At 68.4% G+C, this 21,843-nt stretch carries 17 protein-coding genes and 1 pseudogene; 6 read left to right on the forward strand and 12 right to left on the reverse strand.

What is annotated here, in order from left to right; genetic code table 11:
- Positions 1–71: 71 nt before the first annotated feature.
- Entirely contained in the window at positions 72–995 is a 924-nt protein-coding gene (locus AB0M45_RS27210; protein WP_364335047.1) for a DMT family transporter, read from the reverse strand.
- 445 nt (positions 996–1,440) lie between these two features.
- Here AB0M45_RS27210 and AB0M45_RS27215 point away from each other — a divergent pair, with 445 nt between their 5' ends.
- Positions 1,441–3,894, forward strand: a complete 2,454-nt coding sequence (locus AB0M45_RS27215) for an FHA domain-containing protein (RefSeq protein WP_364335049.1) — start codon at positions 1,441–1,443, stop codon at positions 3,892–3,894.
- 48 nt (positions 3,895–3,942) lie between these two features.
- Here AB0M45_RS27215 and AB0M45_RS27220 read toward each other — a convergent pair whose 3' ends face one another.
- Both AB0M45_RS27220 and AB0M45_RS27225 read right to left on the reverse strand, forming a co-directional pair.
- Positions 3,943–4,335 carry a PPOX class F420-dependent oxidoreductase gene (locus tag AB0M45_RS27220; RefSeq protein ID WP_364335051.1) on the reverse strand — a complete coding sequence of 131 codons (393 nt, stop codon included), beginning with the start codon at positions 4,333–4,335 and terminating at the stop codon, positions 3,943–3,945.
- Between the two features lie 49 nt (positions 4,336–4,384).
- Positions 4,385–5,803 carry an acyl-CoA synthetase gene (locus AB0M45_RS27225; RefSeq protein ID WP_364335053.1) on the reverse strand — a complete coding sequence of 473 codons (1,419 nt, stop codon included), beginning with the start codon at positions 5,801–5,803 and terminating at the stop codon, positions 4,385–4,387.
- Positions 5,804–5,931: 128 nt separating this feature from the next.
- Between AB0M45_RS27225 and AB0M45_RS27230 the strand changes: the two genes are divergently transcribed.
- Both AB0M45_RS27230 and AB0M45_RS27235 read left to right on the forward strand, forming a co-directional pair.
- A complete protein-coding gene (locus tag AB0M45_RS27230) occupies positions 5,932–6,783 on the forward strand; it encodes an oxygenase MpaB family protein (protein ID WP_364335055.1) in 852 nt (283 codons plus the stop codon).
- A gap of 65 nt (positions 6,784–6,848) precedes the next feature.
- A pseudogene (locus AB0M45_RS27235) lies at positions 6,849–7,070 on the forward strand (hypothetical protein); the annotation flags it as partial.
- Between the two features lie 23 nt (positions 7,071–7,093).
- On the opposite strand, the gene AB0M45_RS27240 reads toward AB0M45_RS27235, so the two are convergent.
- A complete protein-coding gene (locus tag AB0M45_RS27240; RefSeq protein ID WP_364335057.1) occupies positions 7,094–7,726 on the reverse strand; it encodes a TetR/AcrR family transcriptional regulator in 633 nt (210 codons plus the stop codon).
- A 167-nt stretch (positions 7,727–7,893) separates the two neighbouring features.
- Here AB0M45_RS27240 and AB0M45_RS27245 point away from each other — a divergent pair, with 167 nt between their 5' ends.
- On the forward strand, positions 7,894–8,757 hold the full coding sequence (locus AB0M45_RS27245; RefSeq protein ID WP_364335059.1) for an oxygenase MpaB family protein: 864 nt from the start codon (positions 7,894–7,896) through the stop codon (positions 8,755–8,757).
- 33 nt (positions 8,758–8,790) lie between these two features.
- On the opposite strand, the gene pruA is transcribed toward AB0M45_RS27245, so the two are convergent.
- The 4 genes from pruA to AB0M45_RS27265 all read right to left on the reverse strand — a co-directional run bounded on the left by pruA (position 8,791) and on the right by AB0M45_RS27265 (position 15,166).
- Positions 8,791–10,425, reverse strand: a complete 1,635-nt coding sequence (gene pruA / locus AB0M45_RS27250; RefSeq protein WP_364335061.1) for an L-glutamate gamma-semialdehyde dehydrogenase — start codon at positions 10,423–10,425, stop codon at positions 8,791–8,793.
- 279 nt (positions 10,426–10,704) lie between these two features.
- Positions 10,705–11,814 carry a succinyldiaminopimelate transaminase gene (gene dapC, locus AB0M45_RS27255; RefSeq protein WP_364335144.1) on the reverse strand — a complete coding sequence of 370 codons (1,110 nt, stop codon included), beginning with the start codon at positions 11,812–11,814 and terminating at the stop codon, positions 10,705–10,707.
- 8 nt (positions 11,815–11,822) lie between these two features.
- Complete coding sequence (fdxA, locus tag AB0M45_RS27260) at positions 11,823–12,146, reverse strand: ferredoxin (protein ID WP_014987978.1); 324 nt, start codon at positions 12,144–12,146, stop codon at positions 11,823–11,825.
- 419 nt (positions 12,147–12,565) lie between these two features.
- Positions 12,566–15,166, reverse strand: a complete 2,601-nt coding sequence (locus AB0M45_RS27265) for a bifunctional FO biosynthesis protein CofGH (RefSeq protein WP_364335064.1) — start codon at positions 15,164–15,166, stop codon at positions 12,566–12,568.
- A gap of 229 nt (positions 15,167–15,395) precedes the next feature.
- Between AB0M45_RS27265 and AB0M45_RS27270 the strand changes: the two genes are divergently transcribed.
- Both AB0M45_RS27270 and AB0M45_RS27275 read left to right on the forward strand, forming a co-directional pair.
- Complete coding sequence (locus AB0M45_RS27270) at positions 15,396–15,893, forward strand: PH domain-containing protein (RefSeq protein ID WP_364335066.1); 498 nt, start codon at positions 15,396–15,398, stop codon at positions 15,891–15,893.
- 126 nt (positions 15,894–16,019) lie between these two features.
- Positions 16,020–17,642 (forward strand): PH domain-containing protein, encoded by a 1,623-nt coding sequence (locus AB0M45_RS27275; protein WP_364335068.1) that lies wholly within the window; start codon positions 16,020–16,022, stop codon positions 17,640–17,642.
- A gap of 49 nt (positions 17,643–17,691) precedes the next feature.
- Here the strand turns inward: AB0M45_RS27275 and AB0M45_RS27280 are convergent, their stop codons facing one another.
- The 4 genes from AB0M45_RS27280 to AB0M45_RS27295 all read right to left on the reverse strand — a co-directional run bounded on the left by AB0M45_RS27280 (position 17,692) and on the right by AB0M45_RS27295 (position 20,999).
- A complete protein-coding gene (locus AB0M45_RS27280) occupies positions 17,692–18,120 on the reverse strand; it encodes a hypothetical protein (RefSeq protein ID WP_364335069.1) in 429 nt (142 codons plus the stop codon).
- Positions 18,117–18,275, reverse strand: a complete 159-nt coding sequence (locus tag AB0M45_RS27285; RefSeq protein WP_169333890.1) for a hypothetical protein — start codon at positions 18,273–18,275, stop codon at positions 18,117–18,119. The genes AB0M45_RS27280 and AB0M45_RS27285 overlap by 4 nt, the downstream gene beginning before the upstream one ends.
- 112 nt (positions 18,276–18,387) lie before the next feature.
- Positions 18,388–19,275, reverse strand: coding sequence for an N-acetyl-1-D-myo-inositol-2-amino-2-deoxy-alpha-D-glucopyranoside deacetylase (gene mshB, locus AB0M45_RS27290; protein ID WP_364335071.1), 888 nt, complete (start codon positions 19,273–19,275; stop codon positions 18,388–18,390).
- The gene (locus tag AB0M45_RS27295; protein ID WP_364335146.1) at positions 19,272–20,999 is read right to left on the reverse strand and encodes an ABC transporter family substrate-binding protein; all 1,728 of its coding nucleotides are present in this window, start codon (positions 20,997–20,999) and stop codon (positions 19,272–19,274) included. The genes mshB and AB0M45_RS27295 overlap by 4 nt, the downstream gene beginning before the upstream one ends.
- Positions 21,000–21,843: the final 844 nt, after the last annotated feature.

Genomic DNA, 21,843 nt, shown 5'->3' on the forward strand with positions numbered 1-21,843 from the left:
GGAAGGGTTCTCACACTGAGAAAACTGTTCGGAGGTGCTCGCTGGACCAAAGGCGGCGGTGCTGTCGGAATCTACGAGCTGTCGCTACGGAACTGAGGCGGTACGTCCCACCGTGGCGTATGGCCCGGCGGGCCGGGTGCCAGGACGGCATCGGCGCTTTTGCTGCGCGCGAGCGCGACCGTCGCGACGACCACCGTCGCGAGCGCGCCCACCAGCAGCGCGACCAGCTCGACGTTCACATCGAGGTACTCGCCGAGCGCCAGGAATCCGAGGGCGCCGACCACCACCGGTTCGATGACCGTCGCCGCCGGGAACGAGGCATGCAGACTTCCGGCCCGATACGAGTACTGCTGCAGCACCGTGGCGGTCAGGCCGACGACAACCAGCGCGTAGGTCTCGGCCGAGACGAGCACCGCGTTCGCGCCCCGGCCTGCGGTTGCCATCACGCCCTTGACGAGCACGGCGGCGAGCCCGAACAGCGCACCGGAGATCAGGCCCAGCAGTACCGCCCGCCGCGGCCCCGGCCAGGCACGGGCACCCAGCAGGGCGGCGGTGAACAAGGGAACGGAGATGAGCCCCACGATCACCCAGTGCAACGTCTCGGCGTGCGGCTGGCCGGGCCGGGGGTCGCCGACCACCACCAGAATCGCGATCCCAGCGGTCAGCGCCAGCGCCCATGCCCAATCGCCGGCCGATACCGAGTGCCCATTGAGCCACGCGCCCAGCGGCAGCACGAACAGCAGCGACAACACCAGCAGGGGCTGCACGAGCATCAGCGCCCCCCTGCCCAAGGCGGCCGCCTGGAAGGCGAATCCACCGACGCCTACGAGCGTCCCCAGCCACCATTCGGAGGTGCGGAGCAGACCACCCATGGCCGAGAGCGAGTCGGGCGCGTCGGCCGTTCGTGCGGCGGCACGCTGGCGGATCGCCGCCCCGAGCGCTATACACACGGCCGCACTGAGGGCGAAAACGATGGCGACCTGTGAGGACGACACTCCCGCAGAATACTCCGGTGCGGTTATCCGGCCGCGTGTACGGCACATAACCGGGGTTCTACTGGGGGAATGGGAAGGCAGCCTGCATCAGCATTCCCGTTGTCGGCATGAAATCCGGGAAAATAACAGAATCAGGTCCGCCATGGAAACACAGATCGGGAAATATTCGGCCGCGGTCTTGCGTCCGGCCGCCGCGTCCGCCCGATCGGGTCCGAATTGCGAATTTCGCCGCAATTTTCCTCGTCCGGCGTGGCGGCCCGTTCAGCGGCTTCGCTGCCGGATTCCACGGGGCCGGATGGGGTTGCCTTTCCGCTCACCGGGTGGATTTGCACTGGTCAGCGCCGTGAATACGAGGGCGTGAAGCTGACCGCAGGCGGACAGCGCGACGGGATGGCGGGTGGCCGACTATTGCGGCGACAGTGCGGTACGGTCGTATACTCGCGCTATGGCGGATAAACCGTCCGACACCGAATTTCTCGATGCGCCGGTCCTTGTGGTGCAGACGAGAGAACGGGTCTATCGGCTACGCGCTGGGGGCGCATATAATGTCGGTCGCGATCCGGAAGCCGACATTGTCGTGACCGATCCGCGGGTATCTTCGTTGCACGCCGTTCTGGAGCAGGGTTCGGGCGGTTGGGAAATCGAGGACGCGGGCAGCCTCAATGGGACCTTTTTCGAGGGTCACCGGGTCGAGCGAATGGTGATCGACCACGACGAGACGTTCCAGCTCGGTCACGCCGTGGACGGTGAGCAGTTGGCCTGCTCGGTGGAGGAACCACCCGGCCACGAGTCCGCCGGCGATATCGGCGGAGACACCATGGTCGTCCCCGATCCCGGCTACGACCTCGACGATGAGGCAACGGTCACCAAGTTCCATCCGGGCCTGCCCCGGCGTGTTTCGCGATCGTCCTCCACGGCGACACACCCCGGAGCGGTCGTCCGGATCACCTCGGGCACGCTTCGGATCGGGCGCGGCGCCGACAACGACATCGTCGTGTCCGACCTCATGGTTTCCCGCCATCACGCCGAACTGCAGGTGATCGACGCAGGCCGGTACCGGATCGTCGACCTCGGCAGCCACAACGGCACCTACGTCAACGGCTCCCGGGTCGACTCCGTCGACCTCTCCGAATCCGATTTGATCGGCATGGGGCACACCACTTTCCGGCTGGTCGGCGACGAACTGCGCGAGTTCGTCGACACCGGCGACGTGTCGGTCTCGGTGCAGAATCTCATCGTGCGGACACCGGAAGGCAAGGTGCTCCTCGACGAGGTGAGCTTCCCCATCCCGGAGCGCTCGCTCGTCGGCGTCATCGGTCCCAGTGGGGCGGGCAAGTCGACACTGCTCGGCGCCGTCACCGGGTTGCGGCCCGCGACGGAGGGGACGGTCCGCTACGACGGACGCGACCTGTACACCGATTACGACGAGCTCCGGCACCGGATCGGGCTGGTCCCGCAGGAGGACATCCTGCACAGCCAGCTTCCGACGCGACGCGCCCTGCTCTACGCGGCCGAACTGCGCTTCCCCGGTGACACACGCAGCGAGGAGCGGGAGCAGCGGGTCGACGAGGTCCTCGAGGAACTCGGTTTGGCGCGGCACGCCGACACCCGCATCGATAGGCTCTCGGGTGGGCAGCGCAAACGCGTGAGCGTCGCGCTGGAGTTGCTGACCAAGCCGTCCATGTTGTTCCTCGACGAACCGACCTCCGGACTCGATCCCGGCCTGGACAAAACGGTCATGGAAATGCTGTCCGAACTGGCGCATGACGGTCGGACCGTCATCGTCGTCACGCACAGCGTCGCGAATCTCGATTCGTGTGACCGCTTGCTGGTTCTGGTGCCCGGCGGGCGGCTGGCCTATTACGGGCCACCCGCGGAGGGATTGCAGCATTTCGCTCAGCGCAGCTGGGCTGAGGTTTTCCAGGCATTCGATCGCGACCCCGACCGCGACTGGGCCGGTGAGTTCCGGGCTTCGGCACGCTTCGAGCAGTACGTGGCGGTCGGGCTGACCGACGACGTCGGCCCGGCGGAAGTGCGTCCACCGGCGCCGCCACCCGCGCCGCAGTCCAAACTCAGCCAGCTCAGCACGCTGTGCAGGCGATATCTGGCGGTGATCGCCTCGGACCGAAGTTATCTGGCGCTCCTCGGCGTGATGCCGCTGCTCCTCGGTGGCTTGATCGCCGCTATACCGTCGGGCGAGGGTTTCACCGGGACGCCGGGAACCAACACCGATGCCCCGACCAAACTCATGATCCTGATCTTCGCCGCATGCTTCGTCGGCACCGGCAACTCGATTCGCGAGATCGTCAAGGAGCAGACGATCTACCGCAGAGAACGCGCGGCCGGCCTGTCGGCCGGGGTCTATCTGATGTCGAAACTGCTGGTCCTCGGCGTGATCACCACTGTGCAGGCGGCGATGTTGTTCTTCATCGGCACCATTGGTGAGAGCATGCCGGCGAAAGGGATATTCACGTCGGTCGAGCTGGAGCTGATCCTGGCGATGGCGATGCTCGGCATCACATCGCTGGCGCTCGGCTTGCTGGTGTCGGTATTGGTGGACACCTCGGAGAAGACGCTACCGCTGCTGATAGTGCTGTCGATGGCGCAACTGGTGCTCACAGGAGGTCTGGTGCGGCTCCCCGGCACACCCGTCCTGGAGCAACTGGCCTACCTATCGCCGTCCCGTTGGGGCTACGGCGCGGGAGCCGCCACCCTCGACCTCGACACCCTCTCACCGCACACGGGCGCAGCCGACCCACTGTGGAGACACACTCTCGGCACGTGGCTGGTCGACATGGGAGTGGTGGCCGGTCTAGGGGTCATCTTCCTCGCGCTGGCCTGGTACCGCCTGTACCAGCTGCGCCCACGGCGCCGCGGTGCTCGCCGCGCGAGGCTTTGACGCCACGAGGCTGATGTCCATAGGCCCACTCGACGCCGCTCGGAGCGGTCAGGCGTTGCCGGGTGCCTCATCCGTCAAGCCGAAGGCGATGACGCGGTCCGGGTGGATGCGGATCATCTCGCGGGAGACGCCGGAGATGTAGGGGTCGACGTCGGTGAGTGCTTCGGCGGTGCCGCGGATTTCCAGGCAGCGGACGCGCCAGGGTTGGACGGAGGCAATGTCGTCGACGACGAATGCGACGTGGGGGTTCTCGAGGAGGTTGCGGAATTTCCGCGAGGCGCCCATGTTCCAGCCCGCGATGTCGATGGTGCCGAGGTCGGCGTTGAAGTGGAAGCCGACCGGGTTGTTCTGCGGAGTGCCGTCGGGGCGGACAGTGGCCAGGCGGCCGAGGCGCTGGGTGTGCAGGTAGTCGATCTGTTCGGAGGTCAGGGTGGAGGTCATGTGGCGACCGTAGAACCTCGACCCAACTCGAGGTCAACCGATCGATCCCTCAGCTCAGCAATTTCTTCTGGACCTTCCCCATGGCGTTGCGCGGCAAGGCGTCCACCACACGGATCTCGCGAGGACGTTTGTGCACCGAAAGCTGTTGGGCCACATGGTCGATCAGGGCACGCTCGGTGGCCGCGCCGCGCAGGACGACGAAGGCGGTGATGCGCTGGCCGAGGTCGTCGTCGGGGAGGCCGACCACCGCGGCCTCCGCGACCGCGGGGTGGCCGAGCAGCACCGTCTCCACCTCGCCCGCGCCCACGCGGTAGCCGCCGGACTTGATCAGGTCCACCGATTCCCGGCCGACGATGCGGTGGAAGCCCGCCGGGTCGATCGCGGCCACGTCACCGGTCCGGAACCAGCCGTCCTCGGTCCAGCACTCCGCGGTCGCTTCCGGACGGTTCAGGTAGCCGTCGAAGAGCATCGGGCCGAGCACTTCGAGGCCACCGATGCTTTCCCCGTCGTGTGGAACCCGGGCGCCGGACTCGTCCCTGAGCCGGGTCTGCACACCGCGCACGGGCGTGCCGACCCAGCCCGGCCTGCGTTCGCCGTCGGCCCGGGTGGACAGGGTGATCATGGTTTCGCTCATGCCGTAGCGCTCGATCGGCGCGTGCCCGGTCAGCTCACGCAGCCGCTCGAACACCGGTACCGGCAGCGGTGCGCTCCCGGAGACCAGGAGCCGGGCGTCGGCCAATTGTTTTGCCGCATCGGGGTCGTCGACCACCCGCGACCACACGGTGGGCACGCCGAAGTACAGCGAACCCTTGGCCGCCGCGTATGCCTGCGGAGTCGGTTTACCGGTGTGGATCAGCGGACTGCCCACACGCAGCGGGCCCAGCACGCCGAGGATCAGCCCATGTACGTGGAACAGCGGAAGCCCATGTACCAGAACGTCGTTCGCGGTCCATGCCCATGCCTCCGCGAGCGCGTCCAGACCGGCCGCGATGGCGCCGCGACTGAGCACGACACCCTTCGGCAGGCCCGTCGTACCCGAGGTGTACAACACGAAAGCCGTTGTGGCGGGCTCAGGTTCGGGATAGGTGTGCCAGGACCTGGCGTGTCGCCGCACCGGCACCCGCGGCAGCTCGCTGCCCTCCGGAGCCTTCCCCAGCCACGCCTGCGCGCCCGAGTCGGCAAGGATGTGCGCCCGCTCCGCGGTTCCGGAGTCCGGCGGCACCGGCACCACCGTGACGCCCGCGATCAGGCAACCGACCACCGCGAGGACGGTCTCCACGGTCGGTTCGGCCAGCACCGCCACCCGCTCCGCGCGCGCGACGCGTTCGGCCACCGAGGTGGCGGCGCCGAGCAGGTCGCTGCGCGAGAGGGTGATCCCGTCGATCGTGACGGCGTCGGGGATGTCCGCTCCGCCTGCGACGGCGAGCGGGTTCAGCGAACTGAGCAGCAGCGGCGGGGCGAACGGCATTCGACCACGCTACTTCGTCGATTCCCCGGCGACGCGGCGACATCCATCCCGGCAGCATGGCTCGTTGACACCCCGCTGACGCGGTGAGAAAGTTATTGCATAACATTCTCAGCACTGCGAGGTCAACGATGACCAGGCCACTTCGCGCGACGCATCGGCCCGAACCGCCGGACCCCTTCGACATCGGGCAGTACATCGACGGGATCGCCGGATTTCTCGGCGGCACCGCGAACGTCATCATGCAGCTGAGCGCGCCGCCGGTCGGCTACGGCGTGGTGGAGAGCACAGTCGACAGCGGGAAGGTCATGCTGCACCCGGTCAAACGTTTGCGCACCACCCTGACCTACCTGTCCGTGGCGATGCTCGGCACCGACGAGGAACGCGCCGCCTACCGAGAGGCGGTCAACGCCTCGCATCGCCCGGTCCATTCGACCGCGTCGAGTCCGGTGCGCTACAACGCCTTCGACCCGGATTTACAACTGTGGGTCGCGGCCTGCCTGCACTGGGGCGCGAAGGATCTGTACGAGCGGATGCACGGCCCGATGGACGAGGCCACCGCCGATGCCTTCTACCGGCTCGGCGCCAGGCTGGGCACCACGCTGCAAATGCCCGAAACGATGTGGCCCGCCGACCGGCGCGCGTTCGACGAGTACTGGGCCGCGAACCTCGCCGAGACCAGCATCGACCCGACCGTTCGCGCCTACTTCTATGAGCTGATCGACCTGCGTATGCTGCCGCGCCCGGCACAACTGGCATTCGCCCGGCTGCACCGCTTCTTCGTCACGGGTCTGCTACCCCGGCACTTGCGCGAGGAAATGGGCCTGACCTGGACCGAACGCGACGAACGCGCGCTCGGCTACTTCCTGCGCGCACTCGGCGCCGCGGAGGCCAGGCTGCCGCGGCCGATCCGCGCCTTCCCGTTCAACGCCTATCTGCTGGATATGCGCATCCGGCGGCGGCTCGGCCTGCGGCTGGTCTGACGCCAGACTCGTTTCACCCGGGCAACCTCTGGGCAATCGCACCTCGGGCGGTCCGGTCCCGTCCGGCCCAGGACGGCACCGAACAGGATTGGGGCACGGCGCGCTGGCCGTTCGTGCTCGGCACCAAGTGGGGCTGGTCGGATTTCGGTGAGTCCGAGGTAGCCTCGGCGTCCTTTGGCAACGGCTTCGCGGTGACGGCGCATACCCGTGGCACCGCGGCCGAACAGACCGACGACGTCCTCGCCACGCTCCAGGCGATGTTCGCCGGACTCCCGCTCGTCCGCTGAGCGGCCGATCCTCCCCGGCCGCACTACGGCACCCGGAACGACACCACCACGTGGTCGCGCGCGAACTGCCGGATCGCGGCGTCGTCGCCGAGCGGGATCACCGTCTGCGGGGTCAGCGCCAGCGAAAGCGCTGTGCGGGCGATCATCTCGGCCAACGGTTCCGGATCGTATTCCGGCAGCTTGCCCTCCCGCTGCAGCCGCGTGATGAACTCGGCGAGGTAGTCCCGGCCGAGTTCGATGACCGGGGCGCCCTCGGTGGTGAGGTAGGGCAGCACGAGTTCGGGCTCGGTCGCCAGCAGCCGGTGGATCAGCTGGTTGCCACGCAGGCCGGTGATGAACGCGGCGAACAGCTCGACGATCTGCTCCTCGGCGCTCGCGTCCCGGTCCACCTGCCGTTGCAGCGCGGCGTCGACTTCCTCGATGAACTCCCGGGTCTGGCGCAGCCCGACGGCTTTGATCAGATCGGATTTGCTGGCGAAGCGACGGTAGAGGGTGGCCAGCGACAGCCCGCAGCGGCGCGCGACCTCCACCATGCTGGTGCGTTTGATGCCGAAGTCCAGGAACGCCACCAGCGCCGCGTCCAGCACACGGGCCTGATTGCGGTCCTCCGGGGCCGCACCTCGCACCAGCGGCAGCAATCTGGTCAACGTGGCCATGCCTCCACCCTCTCCGCGTCGGCGAAACAATGACACTTCCAGCATCGCATACCATCACGGCAGGCCCGCGTCGATTGACAGGCGCATCAAGAGAATGAGAAAGTCAGGGCATAATCTTCTCATTGCTCGGCCCAAGGTCGGGCGGACACCGAAAGACGAGGTCAACGATGACCGCGCCGCTGGGCACCACCGAGCACGAGCCGGATCCGGACCTGATTCTGACCCCGGAGACCGTCGCGGAATACGTGGACGGAATCGCCGCGTTCCTCGGCGGCACCGCCAACGTCATCCTGCAGCTGAGCCTACGTCCGGTGGGCCGCGGCGTTCTGGAGAGCACCGTCGACAGCGGTAAGGTCACCCTGCACCCGCTCAAGCGGCTGCGCACCACATTGACCTACCTCGCGGTTGCACTCCTTGGTTCGGACGACGAACGCGCCGCCTACCGCGCGGCCGTCAACGTTTCCCACCGCCCGGTGCGCTCCACCGCGGCCAGCCCGGTGAAATACAACGCCTTCGACCCGAACCTGCAACTGTGGGTGGCCGCGTGCCTGTACTGGGGCATCGACGATCTCTACACCCGGATGCACGGTCCGATGAATCCCGCCACCGCTGACGCCTTCTATCACTACGCCGCGCGCCTGGGCACCACGCTGCAGATGCGGCCGGAGATGTGGCCGGCGAATCGTCCGGAGTTCCAGCGGTATTGGGATGAGAACCTGAAACAGCGCGCCATCGAACCGGCCCTGCGGGACTACTTCCACGATCTGATCGATCTGAAGATGATGCCGCGTCCGGTACAGGCGGTCTTCGCCAGGCTGCAACGGTTCGTCGTCACCGGCCTGCTGCCCCAGCATCTGCGCGACGAGATGGGCATGACCTGGACCGAGCGCGATCAGCGTCGCTTCGATCGGCTGCTGCGGGCGATCGCGGCGGTGCACATCCGGCTGCCGAGGCCGGTACGGATGTTCCCGCTCAATGCGTATCTGCTCGACCTGCGCATCCGGATGCGTCTGCGGAAGCCGCTGGTCTAGCGGGTCGGGTATGGCCCGCCGCGGCGGCGTGTATCACGTGTCCATGTGCGGGTAGCGATATTCGACCGGCGGAACGAAGGTCTCCTTGAGCGTGCGTGGCGCGACCCAGCGCAGCAAGTTCAGCGGCGAGCCCGCCTTGTCGTCGGTGCCGGAGGCGCGGGCGCCGCCGAACGGCTGCTGGCCCACCACCGCACCGGTCGGCTTGTCGTTGACGTAGAAGTTGCCCGCCGCGAATCGCAATGCGGCATCGGCCTGTTCGATCGCGTTCCGGTCCTGCGCGAACACCGCGCCGGTCAGCGCGTAGGGCGCGGCGGACTCGACTTCGGCGAGAATCGCGCTGTACGCACCGGGTTCGGCGTCGTCGTAGACGTACACCGACAGAATCGGTCCGAAGTACTCGGTGGCGAACGATTCGTCGTGCGGGTTGTCGGTCAGGAACACGGTCGGCCGGACGAACCAGCCTTCGCTGTCGTCGTAGCTGCCACCGACCGGAATGGTGAGACCGGCATCCCCGGCGCGCTGGATGGCCGCCACATTCTTGTCGAACGCCCGCCGATCGATCAGCGCCCCACCGAAATTCGACAGATCCGCGACGTCGCCATAACTCAGCTGTTCGGTGACGTGCAGGAAATCATCGCCCATCGCGCGCCACACCGATCGCGCGATATAGGCGCGTGAGGCCGCCGAGCATTTCTGGCCTTGATACTCGTAGGCGCCGCGAATCAGGGCGGTGCGCAGCGCGTCCGGATCGGCGGAGGAATGCGCGACGATGAAGTCCTTGCCGCCGGTCTCCCCGACCAGACGCGGATAGCCATGGTAGCGGCCGATATTCGCGCCGACTTGCCGCCAGAGATACTGGAACGTTTCGGCCGAGCCGGTGAAGTGGACACCGGCCAATCGTGGATCGCTCAGCGCTACCTCCGACAACTGCACCCCGTCTCCGGTGACCATGTTGATCACGCCCGGTGGCAGGCCCGCCGCCTCCAGCAGCCGCATGGTGTAGAAGGCGGACAGGGTCTGGGTGGGCGACGGCTTCCACACCACGGTGTTGCCCATCAGCGCGGGAGCGGTCGGCAGGTTACCGGCGATCGCGGTGAAATTGAACGGGCTGATGGCGTAGACGAATCCCTCGAGCGGCCGGTAGTCCATCCGGTTCCACATTCCAGCGCTGGATTGCGGCTGCTGCGCCAAGATGCCGCGCGCGAAGGACACGTTGAACCGCCAGAAGTCGACCAGTTCGCACGGCGCATCGATCTCCGCCTGCTGGGCCGATTTCGACTGCCCGAGCATGGTCGCCGCGGCGACGGTTTCCCGCCAAGGGCCGGCCAGCAGGTCGGCCGCCCGCAACAACACCGCGGCGCGTTCCTCGAAAGGCAGGGCCCGCCAGCCGGGCGCGGCCGCCATCGCGGCGTCGATGGCCCCGTGTGCTTCCGAGTGCGTGGTGTCGGTGTAGGTCCCCAGCACCTGCCGGTGCCGGTGCGGCGCGACGATGTCGTGTCGTTCGCCGATGCCCGGCCGGTGCTTGCCGCCGATCACCAGCGGCACGTCGACCTGCTCGGCAGACAGCTCGGCCAGTTTGCCGATCAGTAGCTCCCGTTCCGGGCTGCCCGGCGCGTAGGTATGCACCGGCTCATTGCTCGGCGTGGGGACAACCGTGACAGCGTCCATACCCCAGGCTAGCTCTCCCGGCCCGACGCGCGCGGCCGCCGACACACCGGTTTCCACCGGCCTGCCATTCCCGCGACAGCGGGTTACTGCGCAGGGCGGATCGTTCCCAGACGGTTTCGTCCGTCCGTCAGCCGCGGTGTGTTGTTCCGTCACCGCGGCCATGCGCCAGCCGGTCGCGACCAGCGCAATCCGTGTCCCCGACGCTCAGCCCGCAGTGAATCGTTCAGCCACCGCGGCAACACGCTCGCCGTGGCCGTCAGCGCGATCCGCCCCCGACGCTCAGCCCGCAGTGAGGCGATCGGCCGCCGCGGCGATGCGCTCGTCGGTCGCGGTCAGTGCGATCCGCACGTGCTCGCCGGCGGCGGGGCCGTAGAAGTCGCCGGGCGCGGCGAGGATGCCTCGGTCGGCCAGCCAGTCCAGCGTGGTACGGCACGGCTCGTCGCGCGTCGACCACAGATACAGGCCCGCCTCCGAGTGATCGATGTGGAAACCGGCCGTCAGCAAAGCCTTTCGCAGCACTTCGCGACGTGCCCGGTAGCGCTCGCGCTGTTGCGCCTCGTGCGCGTCGTCGCTCAACGCGGCCGTCATCGCGGCCTGGATGGGGAAGGGCACCATCATGCCCGCGTGCTTGCGCACCTCGAGCAGCTCGGCCACCAGGGCCGGGTCGCCCGCCACAAATCCCGCGCGGTAACTGGCCAGGTTGGAGGTCTTGGACAGCGAATGCAGCGCGAGCAGGTTGGTGTGGTCGCCGTCGCACACCTCGGGGTCGAGCAGCGAGACCGCGCGACCCTCCCAGGCCAGTCCCAGGTAGCACTCGTCGGAGGCGACGATCGCGCCACGTTCACGCGCGAAAGCCACCACCTTGCGCAGATGGTCGACGCCGAGTACTCGACCGGTCGGGTTGGACGGCGAGTTCACGTAGATCAGCGCGGGCGTCTGCGGACCGAGCCGGGTCAGCCCGTCGGCGCGCAGCACCTGCGCGCCCGCCAGCAGCGCGCCGACCTCGTAGGTGGGGTAGGCGACCTCGGGGACGACCACCAAGTCGCCGGGGCCGAGACCGAGCAGCCGGGGAAGCCCGGCGATCAGCTCCTTGGTGCCGATCGCGGGCAGGACGGCCGCCGGATCGAGACCGGTGATCCCGTAGCGCCGCTTCAGCGCGTCGACCGCGGCCGCGCGGAGCTCGGGGGTGCCGTGCGTGGTCGGGTATCCGGGCACCTCGGCGACCGAGTTCAATGCCGCCCGGATCAGTGGAGCAACCGGGTCCACGGGAGTGCCGACGGACAGATCGACGATCCCACCGGGATGAGCGGCCGCCTTCACCTTCACCGAAGCGATGGTGTCCCAAGGAAAATCGGGCAGCCGACCGCTGACCCGGCCACGCGGTGACACGTCAGATCTCACTCGCTCGCCATCGGCGGCAGTTCCTTGATGAACGGCGGGTCGTAGTCGACCTTGCCCACCTTCGTGGCGCCGCCGGGCGAGCCCAGCTCGTCGAAGAAATCGACGTTGGCGTTCACGTAGCCGCTCCACTGGTCCGGGGTGTCGTCTTCGTAGAAGATCGCCTCCACCGGGCACACCGGCTCACATGCACCACAGTCCACGCACTCGTCGGGATGGATGTACAGCATGCGACCACCCTCGTAGATGCAGTCCACGGGGCATTCCTCGATGCATGCCTTGTCCTTCACGTCAACGCACGGTTCAGCGATGATGTACGGCACTGCCGCTCTCCTAGTCTGTCCTCGCCTGCGGGATAGTCCGCCCGGCGAAACCCTATCCCGGCACCCCACGTTACTACTGGTCAGCCTGCCCTAACTCAGGGTGTTGTGCACACCGAACGGGATGCGAAAATCTCTCCGCCACCTGGCGCGCTCCGTGGTGACCCCGTTGTGCGACGTCGCTCCGGTACGGGCCGACCGCGACGCGGTCATCGCGCCGGTCGCTGCCCGCCTCCCGCGCATCCGGGATGTCGCGCCTCTGGCGGATATTCCTCGTTCCGCTGCGAATCCTGGTGTGGCCCGCCGTCGCGGACGGCGGGCCACGCCGGTAGGACGAGGTGTCAGCGATGGGCTCTGGGCCGACTGGCCAGCGCCCGTTGCCGGAGCGATTCGCGGTCACCGCGGAACGCGGCCGAGTTTCACTACCCCACTGTCAAGGGGAGTGCCGACATCGTCCGCTTCGGCACGCCGTAGGTCGTGGTCCGTTCCCGGGCCGGTCGCCCGATGCCCGTGGCGATCTCGACCAGCTCGGCGACGGTCTTGGCCGAGCCGTGCTGTGATCCGGCCATCCGGGAGATGGTCTCCTCCATCAGCGTGCCGCCCAGATCGTTGGCGCCGCTGTTGAGCATCACGCGGGTTCCGGTGGTTCCGAGCTTGACCCAGCTGGTCTGGATGTTCGGGATCCGGCCGTGCAGCATGATCCTGGCCAGCGCGTGGGCGGCGCGGTTGTCCCGGTTCGTCGGGCCGGGGCGCGCGGCACCGGCCAAGTACAGCGGCGCGCTCTGATGGACGAACGGCAGCAGCACGAATTCGGTGAAACCGCCGGTCTCGTCCTGGATTCCGCGCAGCACCCGCAGGTGCCCGACCCAGTGCTTCGGATTGTCCACGTGGCCGTACATCATGGTCGAGCTGGACCGGATGCCCACCTGATGCGCCGTGGTGATCACCTCGATCCACGCCGAGGTGGGCAACTTGCCCTTGGTGAGCACCCAGCGCACCTCGTCGTCCAGGATCTCCGCGGCCGTGCCGGGAATGGTGTCCAGACCGGCTTCCTTCAGCGCGACCAGCCAGTCCCGGATGCTCTGGCCGCCGCGCGAAGCGCCGTTCACGATCTCCATCGGACTGAACGCGTGCACATGCATCGACGGCACCCGCTGCTTCACCGCGCGCACCAGGTCCGCGTACCCGGTGACCGGCAGGTCGGGGTCGATGCCGCCCTGCATGCACACTTCGGTGGCGCCGTCGACGTGCGCCTCCCACGCCCGGTCGGCGACCTCGTCCATACTCAGCGTGAACGCGTCGGCGTCACCCTTGCGCTGGGCGAAGGCGCAGAACCGGCACCCGGTGTAGCAGATATTGGTGAAGTTGATGTTCCGGTTCACCACGTAGGTGACGTCGTCGCCGACCGTGTCGCGGCGCAACTGATCGGCCAGCGCGGCGACCGCGTCGAGCTCGGCACCGTCGGCGGTGGCCAGCGCGAGATACTCGGCGTCGCTGAGCCCGGCCGGGTCGCGTTCGGCGGCGCGAAGCGCGGCGAGCACGTCCGAGTCCAGCCGCCGCGGCGTCGCGACGGCGAGATCGCGCGCCTGCTCGCGGATGGTGTCCCAGTCACCGAAGGCGCCGACCACCTCTTGGCCGAGCCCGGCGTCGCTGCGGTGCTCGGTGTTGCGGCCCTCGATATCGATGGCGGTGTTGAGATCGACGCGTCCGGTCGATTCCCAGGACTCGTCCGGCTCCTGCCAGGGCAGGCCCACCGGTATCGCGTCCGGATTCGCCAACCCGGTCGCCGGGTCGGTGAGCGCCGCGACGTGCGCGCCGATCCGCGGATCGACCCACGGATTGCCCGCCCGCACGTACTTCGGGTGCGCGGAAGTGCGCTCGACCAGCTGATAGCCCGCCGCCTCGGTGATCTCCCGCAGGGTGTCCAGATTCGGCCACGGCCGCTCCGGGTTCACGTGGTCCGGCGTCACCGGCGACACACCGCCCCAGTCGTCGATGCCCGCATCGATCAGCGCGCGGCACTCGGCATGCGACACCAGGTTCGGCGGCGCCTGCACCGGCACGTCGGGCCCGAGCAGGATGCGGGTGACGGCGATGGTGGCGAGGAATTCCTCCAGGCCCGCGTCCGGCACATCCCGCATCGCGGTGTCGTCCTTGGCGCGGAAGTTCTGGATGATGACTTCCTGGATGTGCCCGAAAGCCTTGTGCTGCTTGCGAATCGCCATGATCGACGCGGCTCGCTCCGCCATCGTCTCGCCGATGCCGACCAGGATGCCGGTGGTGTAGGGCACCGAGAGGCGGCCCGCGTCGGTGATGGCGCGCAGCCGCACCGCGGGGTCCTTGTCCGGGCTGCCGTAGTGGCAGTTGCCCTTCTCGGTGAACAGCCGGGTCGCCGTGGTCTCCAGCATCATGCCCATGGACTGCGCCACCGGCTTGAGCCGCGCGATCTCCTCCCACGACATCACACCCGGATTCAGGTGCGGCAGCAGCCCGGTCTCCTCCAGCACCATGATCGACACGGCACGCAGGTAGTCCAGCGTCGAGTCGTAGCCGCGCTCGTCCAGCCACTGCGCGGCCTCCGGCCAGCGGTCCTCGGGCCGATCACCCAGCGTGAACAGCGCCTCCTTGCACCCGAGCGCCGCACCGCGGCGTGCGATGTCGAGCACTTCGTCGGGTTCGAGGAACATCCCCTTGCCCTCGGCGCGCAGCTTGCCCGGCACGGTGACGAACGTGCAGTAGTGGCACTTGTCCCGGCACAGTCGCGTCAGCGGGATGAAAACGTTGCGGGAATAGCTGATCGTCTTCGGACGACCCGCGGAGGCCAGCCCGGCGTCGCGCACCCGCGCGGCACTGCGACAGAGGTCGGCGAGGTCGTCACCGGTCGCGTGCAACAGCACCGCGGCCTCGTCCACGTTCAACGTGACACCGTCGCGGGCCCTGCGCAACGCCCGGCGCATGGCCGAAGGGCTGGGCGGTGCCGGCGGGACGCTCGGGTTCGGTAGATCGGTCACGCCGTCGATCATGCGCTACACATCCGGAACTGTCTCCCTCCAGTGCTCGACAGTGAGGCGAAGCGGACCAGCCACGCGCTCGCTCACTACAGCGGCCACGCTGGACGCGGGCGCCGTTGAGCGTTGACAACTGTGCGGTGCCCGAAGCTATTCCGGGGTGACGTCGGTAGCACCGCGTCGCCTCGGCTCCCGCGGACGTTTACCTGCGACAGCGGGTGCGCGATCGTGCAACCATGGCAGCATGTCGCAGTCGCGCACGATCTTGGCCGACCCGGCCTGGCGCCCCAGCCCGAAGGCGAAGCTGCTGTGGACCGTGCAGGCGGCGCTGGCCTGGGTAATTCCCATCGCGGCGCAGATCGTGTGGGCGATGCTCGACTCCGCGCACCGCGGCTGGCAGCTCGGCCTCTTCCTGGTCACGTTGGCGCTGGCCGGGCTGAACATCGGCGTCGTGCCGTGGTGGCGGTACGCCGTGCACCGCTGGCAGGTGACCGACGAGGCGGTGTACACCAGGGTCGGCTGGCTCAGCCAGGAGAGCCGGGTCGCGCCGATCTCGCGGGTGCAGACCGTCGACACCGAACGGGGACCCCTGGAGCGCCTGCTCGGCCTGGCGACGGTCACCGTGACCACCGCTTCCTCGGCCGGCGCGGTGCAGATCAGCGCCCTCGATCTCCCGGTCGCCGAGGAGACCGTGACGCGGTTGACCCGGATCGCCGCCCAGCACCGCGGGGACGCGACATGAGCGAGCGCGGTGAGCGAAAACACGCGCTCGTGACCACGCCGAGCGGCATCGAGGGGTCGGCATGAGCGAGCGACCGACGAACGCAGCCGAGCCAGCGGCGACACGCAGTCCCGGCGAGGGGCGAAAATGAGCGAGTCCAGCGAACGAACCGCGAACACGACCGAGGCGGGCACCGCCCAAGCGGGGCAACCGTGGCAGCGGCTCGACAAGCGGATGTTGCTGGTCCATCCGATCACCGAGGTGGTGAAGTTCATCCCGGTGCTGATCGGTTCGGTGATCCTGGGCACGAGCAGCGGCAACCATGTGTGGAGCATCATCCCGGTGGTGCTGATCGTCGGGTTCGCGCTCACCCGCTGGTTCACCACGACATACCGGGTCGGACCGACGCACGTCGAGCTGCGCACCGGGTTGTTGCAGCGCAAGAGGCTGTCGGTGCCGCGGTCGCGCATCCGTTCGGTGGATATCGAAGCGGACCTGCTGCATCGGGTACTCGGGCTCGCCGTACTGGCGATCGGGACGGGCCAGCAGGCCGATTCCGGCGAGCAGTTCAAGCTAGATGCCTTGGACACGCGGGTCGTACCGCCGTTGCGCGCCGCGCTGCTCGCGCACACAGCGGGCCAGGTGGACGAGGTCGAGGAACGAAAACTACCGCCGCAGAACGTATCCGGTGGTTTCGCCACGACCCGGACTTCGGCGCGCGAGATCGGGCATTGGCGTCCGGCGTGGGTGCGCTACGCCCCACTGTCGCTGACCGGGTTCGCGATCGTCGCGCCGATCGTGGGCGTCGCCTTCCAGTACGGACTCGGCGAGATCGTGTTCCGGTCGGACGCGGTACACGACGTGGAAGACGGCGGCGCGCCGGCACTGGCACTCGCCGGGGCCGCATTGCTGTGCGCCATCGTCCTGGCGGTCAGCGCCGCCGCCTGCGCGCACTACCTGACCACCTATTTCGGGCTGCGCGTCAGCGATGACGGCAAGACCTTGCAGTTGCGCCACGGCCTGTTCACCACGCGCCAGATCACCCTCGACCTGGCCCGCCTGCGCGGGGCCACGGTGAAGGAACCGCTGCTGCTGCGCCTGGCGGGCGCCGCTGAACTCGAGGCGATCATGACCGGCGAGAACCCGCGGCAGAAGATCCTGCCGCAGGCACCGCGCGGCGCGGTCGAACACACCCTGAGCCATCTGCTCGCCCGGGATGAGATGCGCGACAACACTATTCCCGCCCCGGCGGACGCGATTCCCAGTGGCGCAGGGGCATCGGACGCCGGTCTGGCACCGGGCAGCGCGCCGTTGATCGCACATGGCCCGGCCGCACGGCGTCGTAGGCACACGCGCGCACTCGCCCCGGTCGCTGTTCTCGCCGTCGTGATGGCCTACCTCGCCCTTGCCGGAGCGGGCTATTCGCCGTGGTGGTGGTTGCTGCCCGGCCTCGCCGTTCCGGTGGCGCTCGCCCTGGCCGAAGACCGCTACCGCGGCCTCGGCCACGCCGTACTTCCCCGCACGGCCACCAGCCCGACCTGGCTGATCACCCGCTCCGGATCCCTCGACCGGGACCGCGACTGCCTGGAGGCGCCCGGCGTGATCGGCTGGACCGTGCGACAGACCTTCTTCCAGCGCCGCGCCGGAGTCGCCACGGTCGTCGCGGCGACCGCGGCGGGCAAGAAGCGCTACGCGGTGGTCGACATCCCGATCGACGACGCAGGGAAGCTCATCGAGGCCGTCACACCGGGGCGGCTCGGCACGCGCTGACCCGCCCCGACGCCGTGATAGCCGCCCTGGCGGCCCGGCTCGGCAGAGCTCAGCGCGGGCGGAATACATGGGCGTTCATCTGGAAGTAGATGTACGCCAGGGGCGGGAGCAATCCGCAGAACAGCAGCAGCGCGGTGCGCCAATCGGTGACGAGCAGGATATCGCCGCCCGGGCCCAGGCTCGCGCAGACCAAGAACCCCAGCGCCCACGCGGCCAGCGGAAGCGCCATGGCCGAGGCGCGCTGGGTGACCGACCGCACGCCCGCGACGAGCAGCACGTTCACCACACCGGCCAGGACGGCGGCGATCGGAAGCGCGGTGGAGCCGAGATAGGTCGGCAGATACAACACCTCGACCGACAAGGTGAGCAGTGCGTCCAGGACCAGGAGAACAAAGATCACCTGGGCCAGCACGCGGCCGACCGCGAAACGAGCGGCACCGGATGCCGCGGGAGCGTGGTCGTCGACTTTCGTCGTCACGGCACCGGTGGGTAACCGAGGAGGGTCAACAGGTGGCTCTGCATGTCGACAAACGCGTACAGCACCGTCATATACAGGTCGTGTTGCTCCTGCCAGTGCGGCTTCATGCTGTCGACGAACGCCGCGATCGCGTTCTGGAGCTCCCAGTTGTACATACTGCCGAGTCTATTCCGGCGTTCCCGCGCACACGATCAGTTCGCTCCGTCCACCGGGAGGTTCGCGAGCACCCGGAACACGCCGGTGTGCCCTATCGTCTTTCGGATTTCGTCAGTCCAAACCCGCGAACAAGTCGTGCTCCCGCCCGTCCGGCCCGAGCGGACCGCGCGGGCCTCGCACGAGGATGAAGTGCTCTTCCGGCAGCACCGGCTGGGCGACATTGTTCGACAGGGTGAATTCCCGCCCGGACGGCGCGACGGTGACCTGAGTGGCGTGCGCCCGCAGCGCGGCGCGCTTGGCCGTCAACACGTCGGAGACGTCGACCGTGGTGGTCACCGCGTGGCTGGGTACGCTCGCGAGCTCCCCTTCGGCGGGCAGCCGCCAGCCCGGGGGCAGCGCGCCGGGCAAGCCCTCGACGGTGCGCCGGGCCAGCGCGGCGGTGTGCAGGCGCAGCATGTCGTCGTCGGTGACCGTCCAATAGAACTTCGGCGTGTTCCAGCCTTGGTCGGCCGCGGCGTGCACGGCGGCGGTGGTGACCTCATGCGCCCGGATGTGGTCGGGGTGGCCGTATCCGCCTTTGGGGTCGTAGCCGACCACCACCTGCGGCCGCAGCCGCAGCACCACCTCGGTGAGGGCGTGTACCGCCTCGTCCCCGGAGCGCACGAACACCCGCGGTTTGTTCGCGGCGGGGGTGCCCGCCATGCCGGAGTCACGCCAGCGACCCGCGCCACCGAGGAAATGCGGCGGGCCGGCGTCCAGCGCGGCCAGCGCCCGGGTCAGTTCGAGGATGCGATAGCCGCCGAGCTGGTCGGCGTGCTCCGCGGACAGCAGCGCCCATTCGTCGCCGATCACCTCGCCCTCCTCGCCGAGGGTGCAGGTGACCACGGTGACCGGCACGCCGCGACGGCGGTAGTGCGCGATCGTCCCTCCGGTGGTGATGGATTCGTCGTCCGGATGCGCGTGCACCAGCAGCAGTCCGCCCGTTGCCGCCGAGGTCACGGGATCCTGCGCCACAGGGACGCGTCGCCGAAAATGCCGACCTGGATGGCTCCGCTGAGCGAGGCGCCGTCCACCCGGGGCCCGGCTGCAGCGACGGCGTTGTCCTGCACGATCGGCAGCACCGTCGCCATGGCCCACAGTTTGGGCTCGGCCTCGGCGAGCACCCGGCCCACGTCGACCCCGCGCAGCGCTTCGTCGATCGCGGGCTGCAAGCCCGGATCACACACGCCGGACAGGTTGCTCGGCGCGCGCTGCGCGGCCTCGGCGATGGCCTGCGCCGGGCCGGTGACCCCCGGCAGCGCGGGCGGCGGGCATCCGTAACGGGACGCCAGCACCGTCGCCGGGTCCGAACCGGCCACCTCCCAGCCGACGATGGCGTCGACCGTGCCCTCGATCAATTCCTTGCCGTACAGCTCGTCGGCGGCGACACTGCGCACGGTGGCGTCGATCCCCGCGCTGCGCAATTGGTCGGCGGCGGTATTGGCCACCGCGAGCGCGGTGGCGTCCTTGTCGACCGCGCCGATGCGAACGGTCAGCGGCTTGCCGTCCTTGCCGACAGTGCGCGGCTGCGGCGCCGGCGAGGTCGGCGAAGTAGCTGGTGGCGGCTCCGGCGCACGGCCGTACCCCGCCGCGGCGAGCAGCGCGAACGCCTCGTCCGCGGGCGGCCGCGGCGGCGCGGCCGGGGCATACCCGGGATCGGACGGCGCGAGCACCTGCGCACGAGCTGGTTCCACCCAATTTCCAGTCTGCGCACCGACCGTCGCGAGCAGGTGGGGGTCGAGCAGCGCGAGCACGCCCGAGCGCACCCGCGGATCGCTCAGCTCCCCCGTGCGCCCATTGAGCACCAGCTGCAGCACACGTGACTGCGGCATGATCGCGGTCCGCACCGACGGGATCGCGCCCAGTTGCGCCTGGGTCGCCACACCGCCGTGGACCAGGGCCATCTGCACGTCGCCGGTGCGCAGCGAGCCCGCCAGCTGCGCGGTCGTGCCGCCGCGGCGAAGCAGGATCTGGCCGGGCATGGCCGGTGTCCCCCAGAAGCGGTCGTTGCGTTCCAGCAACATCTCGTCGCGCCCCGGATCCGCCGAGCGGATCACGAACGGGCCTCCGGACACCCGGACGCCGTTGACCTGGCCGTTCATTCCCCGGGCGAATCCGCCGGGAGCGTCTTTCAGCAGATGTGACGGCAGCAGGTCCGTGAACAGCTCACGCCAGCCGGGATAGGGCTGCGACATCACGACGGTGACCGTCTTGCCACCCGCCGAGGAGTTCACATCCGAGATCAACCGGTATCCAGCCGGATCGACGACGCCGGGTTCGGAGATCATCTCCTGCCACAGGTAGCGGAAGTCCTCGGCCGCGATGGGCGCGCCGTCCGACCAAGACGCTTCGTTGCGCAACTTATAGGTGATCGTGAACGGCTCCTGCGCGGTCACGTCGGCGGAGACCAGCAACGACGAGTCCGGCACCCACGCCGTCGCCCCCGGCGTGGTCGGGCTCGGCACCGGCCGGAACGGGCTCGGCAGCACCAGCGAGGCGATGGCCGAGGTGGCGGGGGACTGGTCGGAGCGCAGATGTGGATTGAAGGCCGTGCCGATGGTGTCCAAGGCGACGACGACGGTGGTCTCCGCGGGCTTGACCGGTGTGGTCTTCGGGCTGTCGGTGCTTTCGATGGGCGGCGGCGGGTTGGCCGCGCAGCTGCTGATCAGCGCCAGCACCGCCATGGTCGGCAACAACGTGCGCCACGCTGCGCGTTTTCCTGCGCCCACTTTCACGCTCCGGAACTCTACCGTAGAGTCCGGTCCGATCGCAGATTCCTGGTGTCACGAGAGCGATCGGGGATACCGATCCGCTTGGTCCGCGACGCCATGCCACACCAACTCGGTTGACAGTCGGCAAATAATCGGCGCATCCGCGACAGCCGCAATACCCGACCATTCACAGGCCCGCAAGCGACGAGCGCAATCCAGATGCCCGGCGATAGCGCCGACGACCCGTCTACCGATGGGCAGCACGCGAAAGTCAACAATCGCGTCGACACGGCGAACGGGACGAAACTCCGGCCCTCCTGCGCGGCCCCAGCACAGACACTGCCGATCCTCGGGGACGCCACACGCCCTGCACACCAAGGTTTTCTGAGCAGCAGCCTGCCCGAGCACCAACTAGTGACACGCAACCGCATGCGCGGAGCGTGGCATGCATCGCCGATATACGGCGCACAACTCCGAGCTCAGTGTTATTCGACGAAACCGATTTCGCGACAAATTCCAGCCCTGCCGCGAAACCGGGACAGCGGCCGCGGTCGAAACCAATTCTTCGGACGGTTGCGAGTTCCATGCATCGGTGCGCTGTTCGGAAGCAAACGAATTGTGGCCGAGAATTACCTACCCACCGGTATCGTCAATCCCCAACCACAGGTACTACCCAAATCAGTACGAACTTGAAACGAAGCATTCCGGCCATCGCGGAATAATTCTCGACGGTGGATTCCCAGGAAAGTCACGATGAATTGCCGACCAGAGCTATCTCGCGACGATTCGCTTGGGACCTCGATCAGCGGCGACCGGC

Source organism: Nocardia sp. NPDC051787 (assembly GCF_040681325.1).
In the GTDB taxonomy this organism is placed as follows: domain Bacteria; phylum Actinomycetota; class Actinomycetes; order Mycobacteriales; family Mycobacteriaceae; genus Nocardia.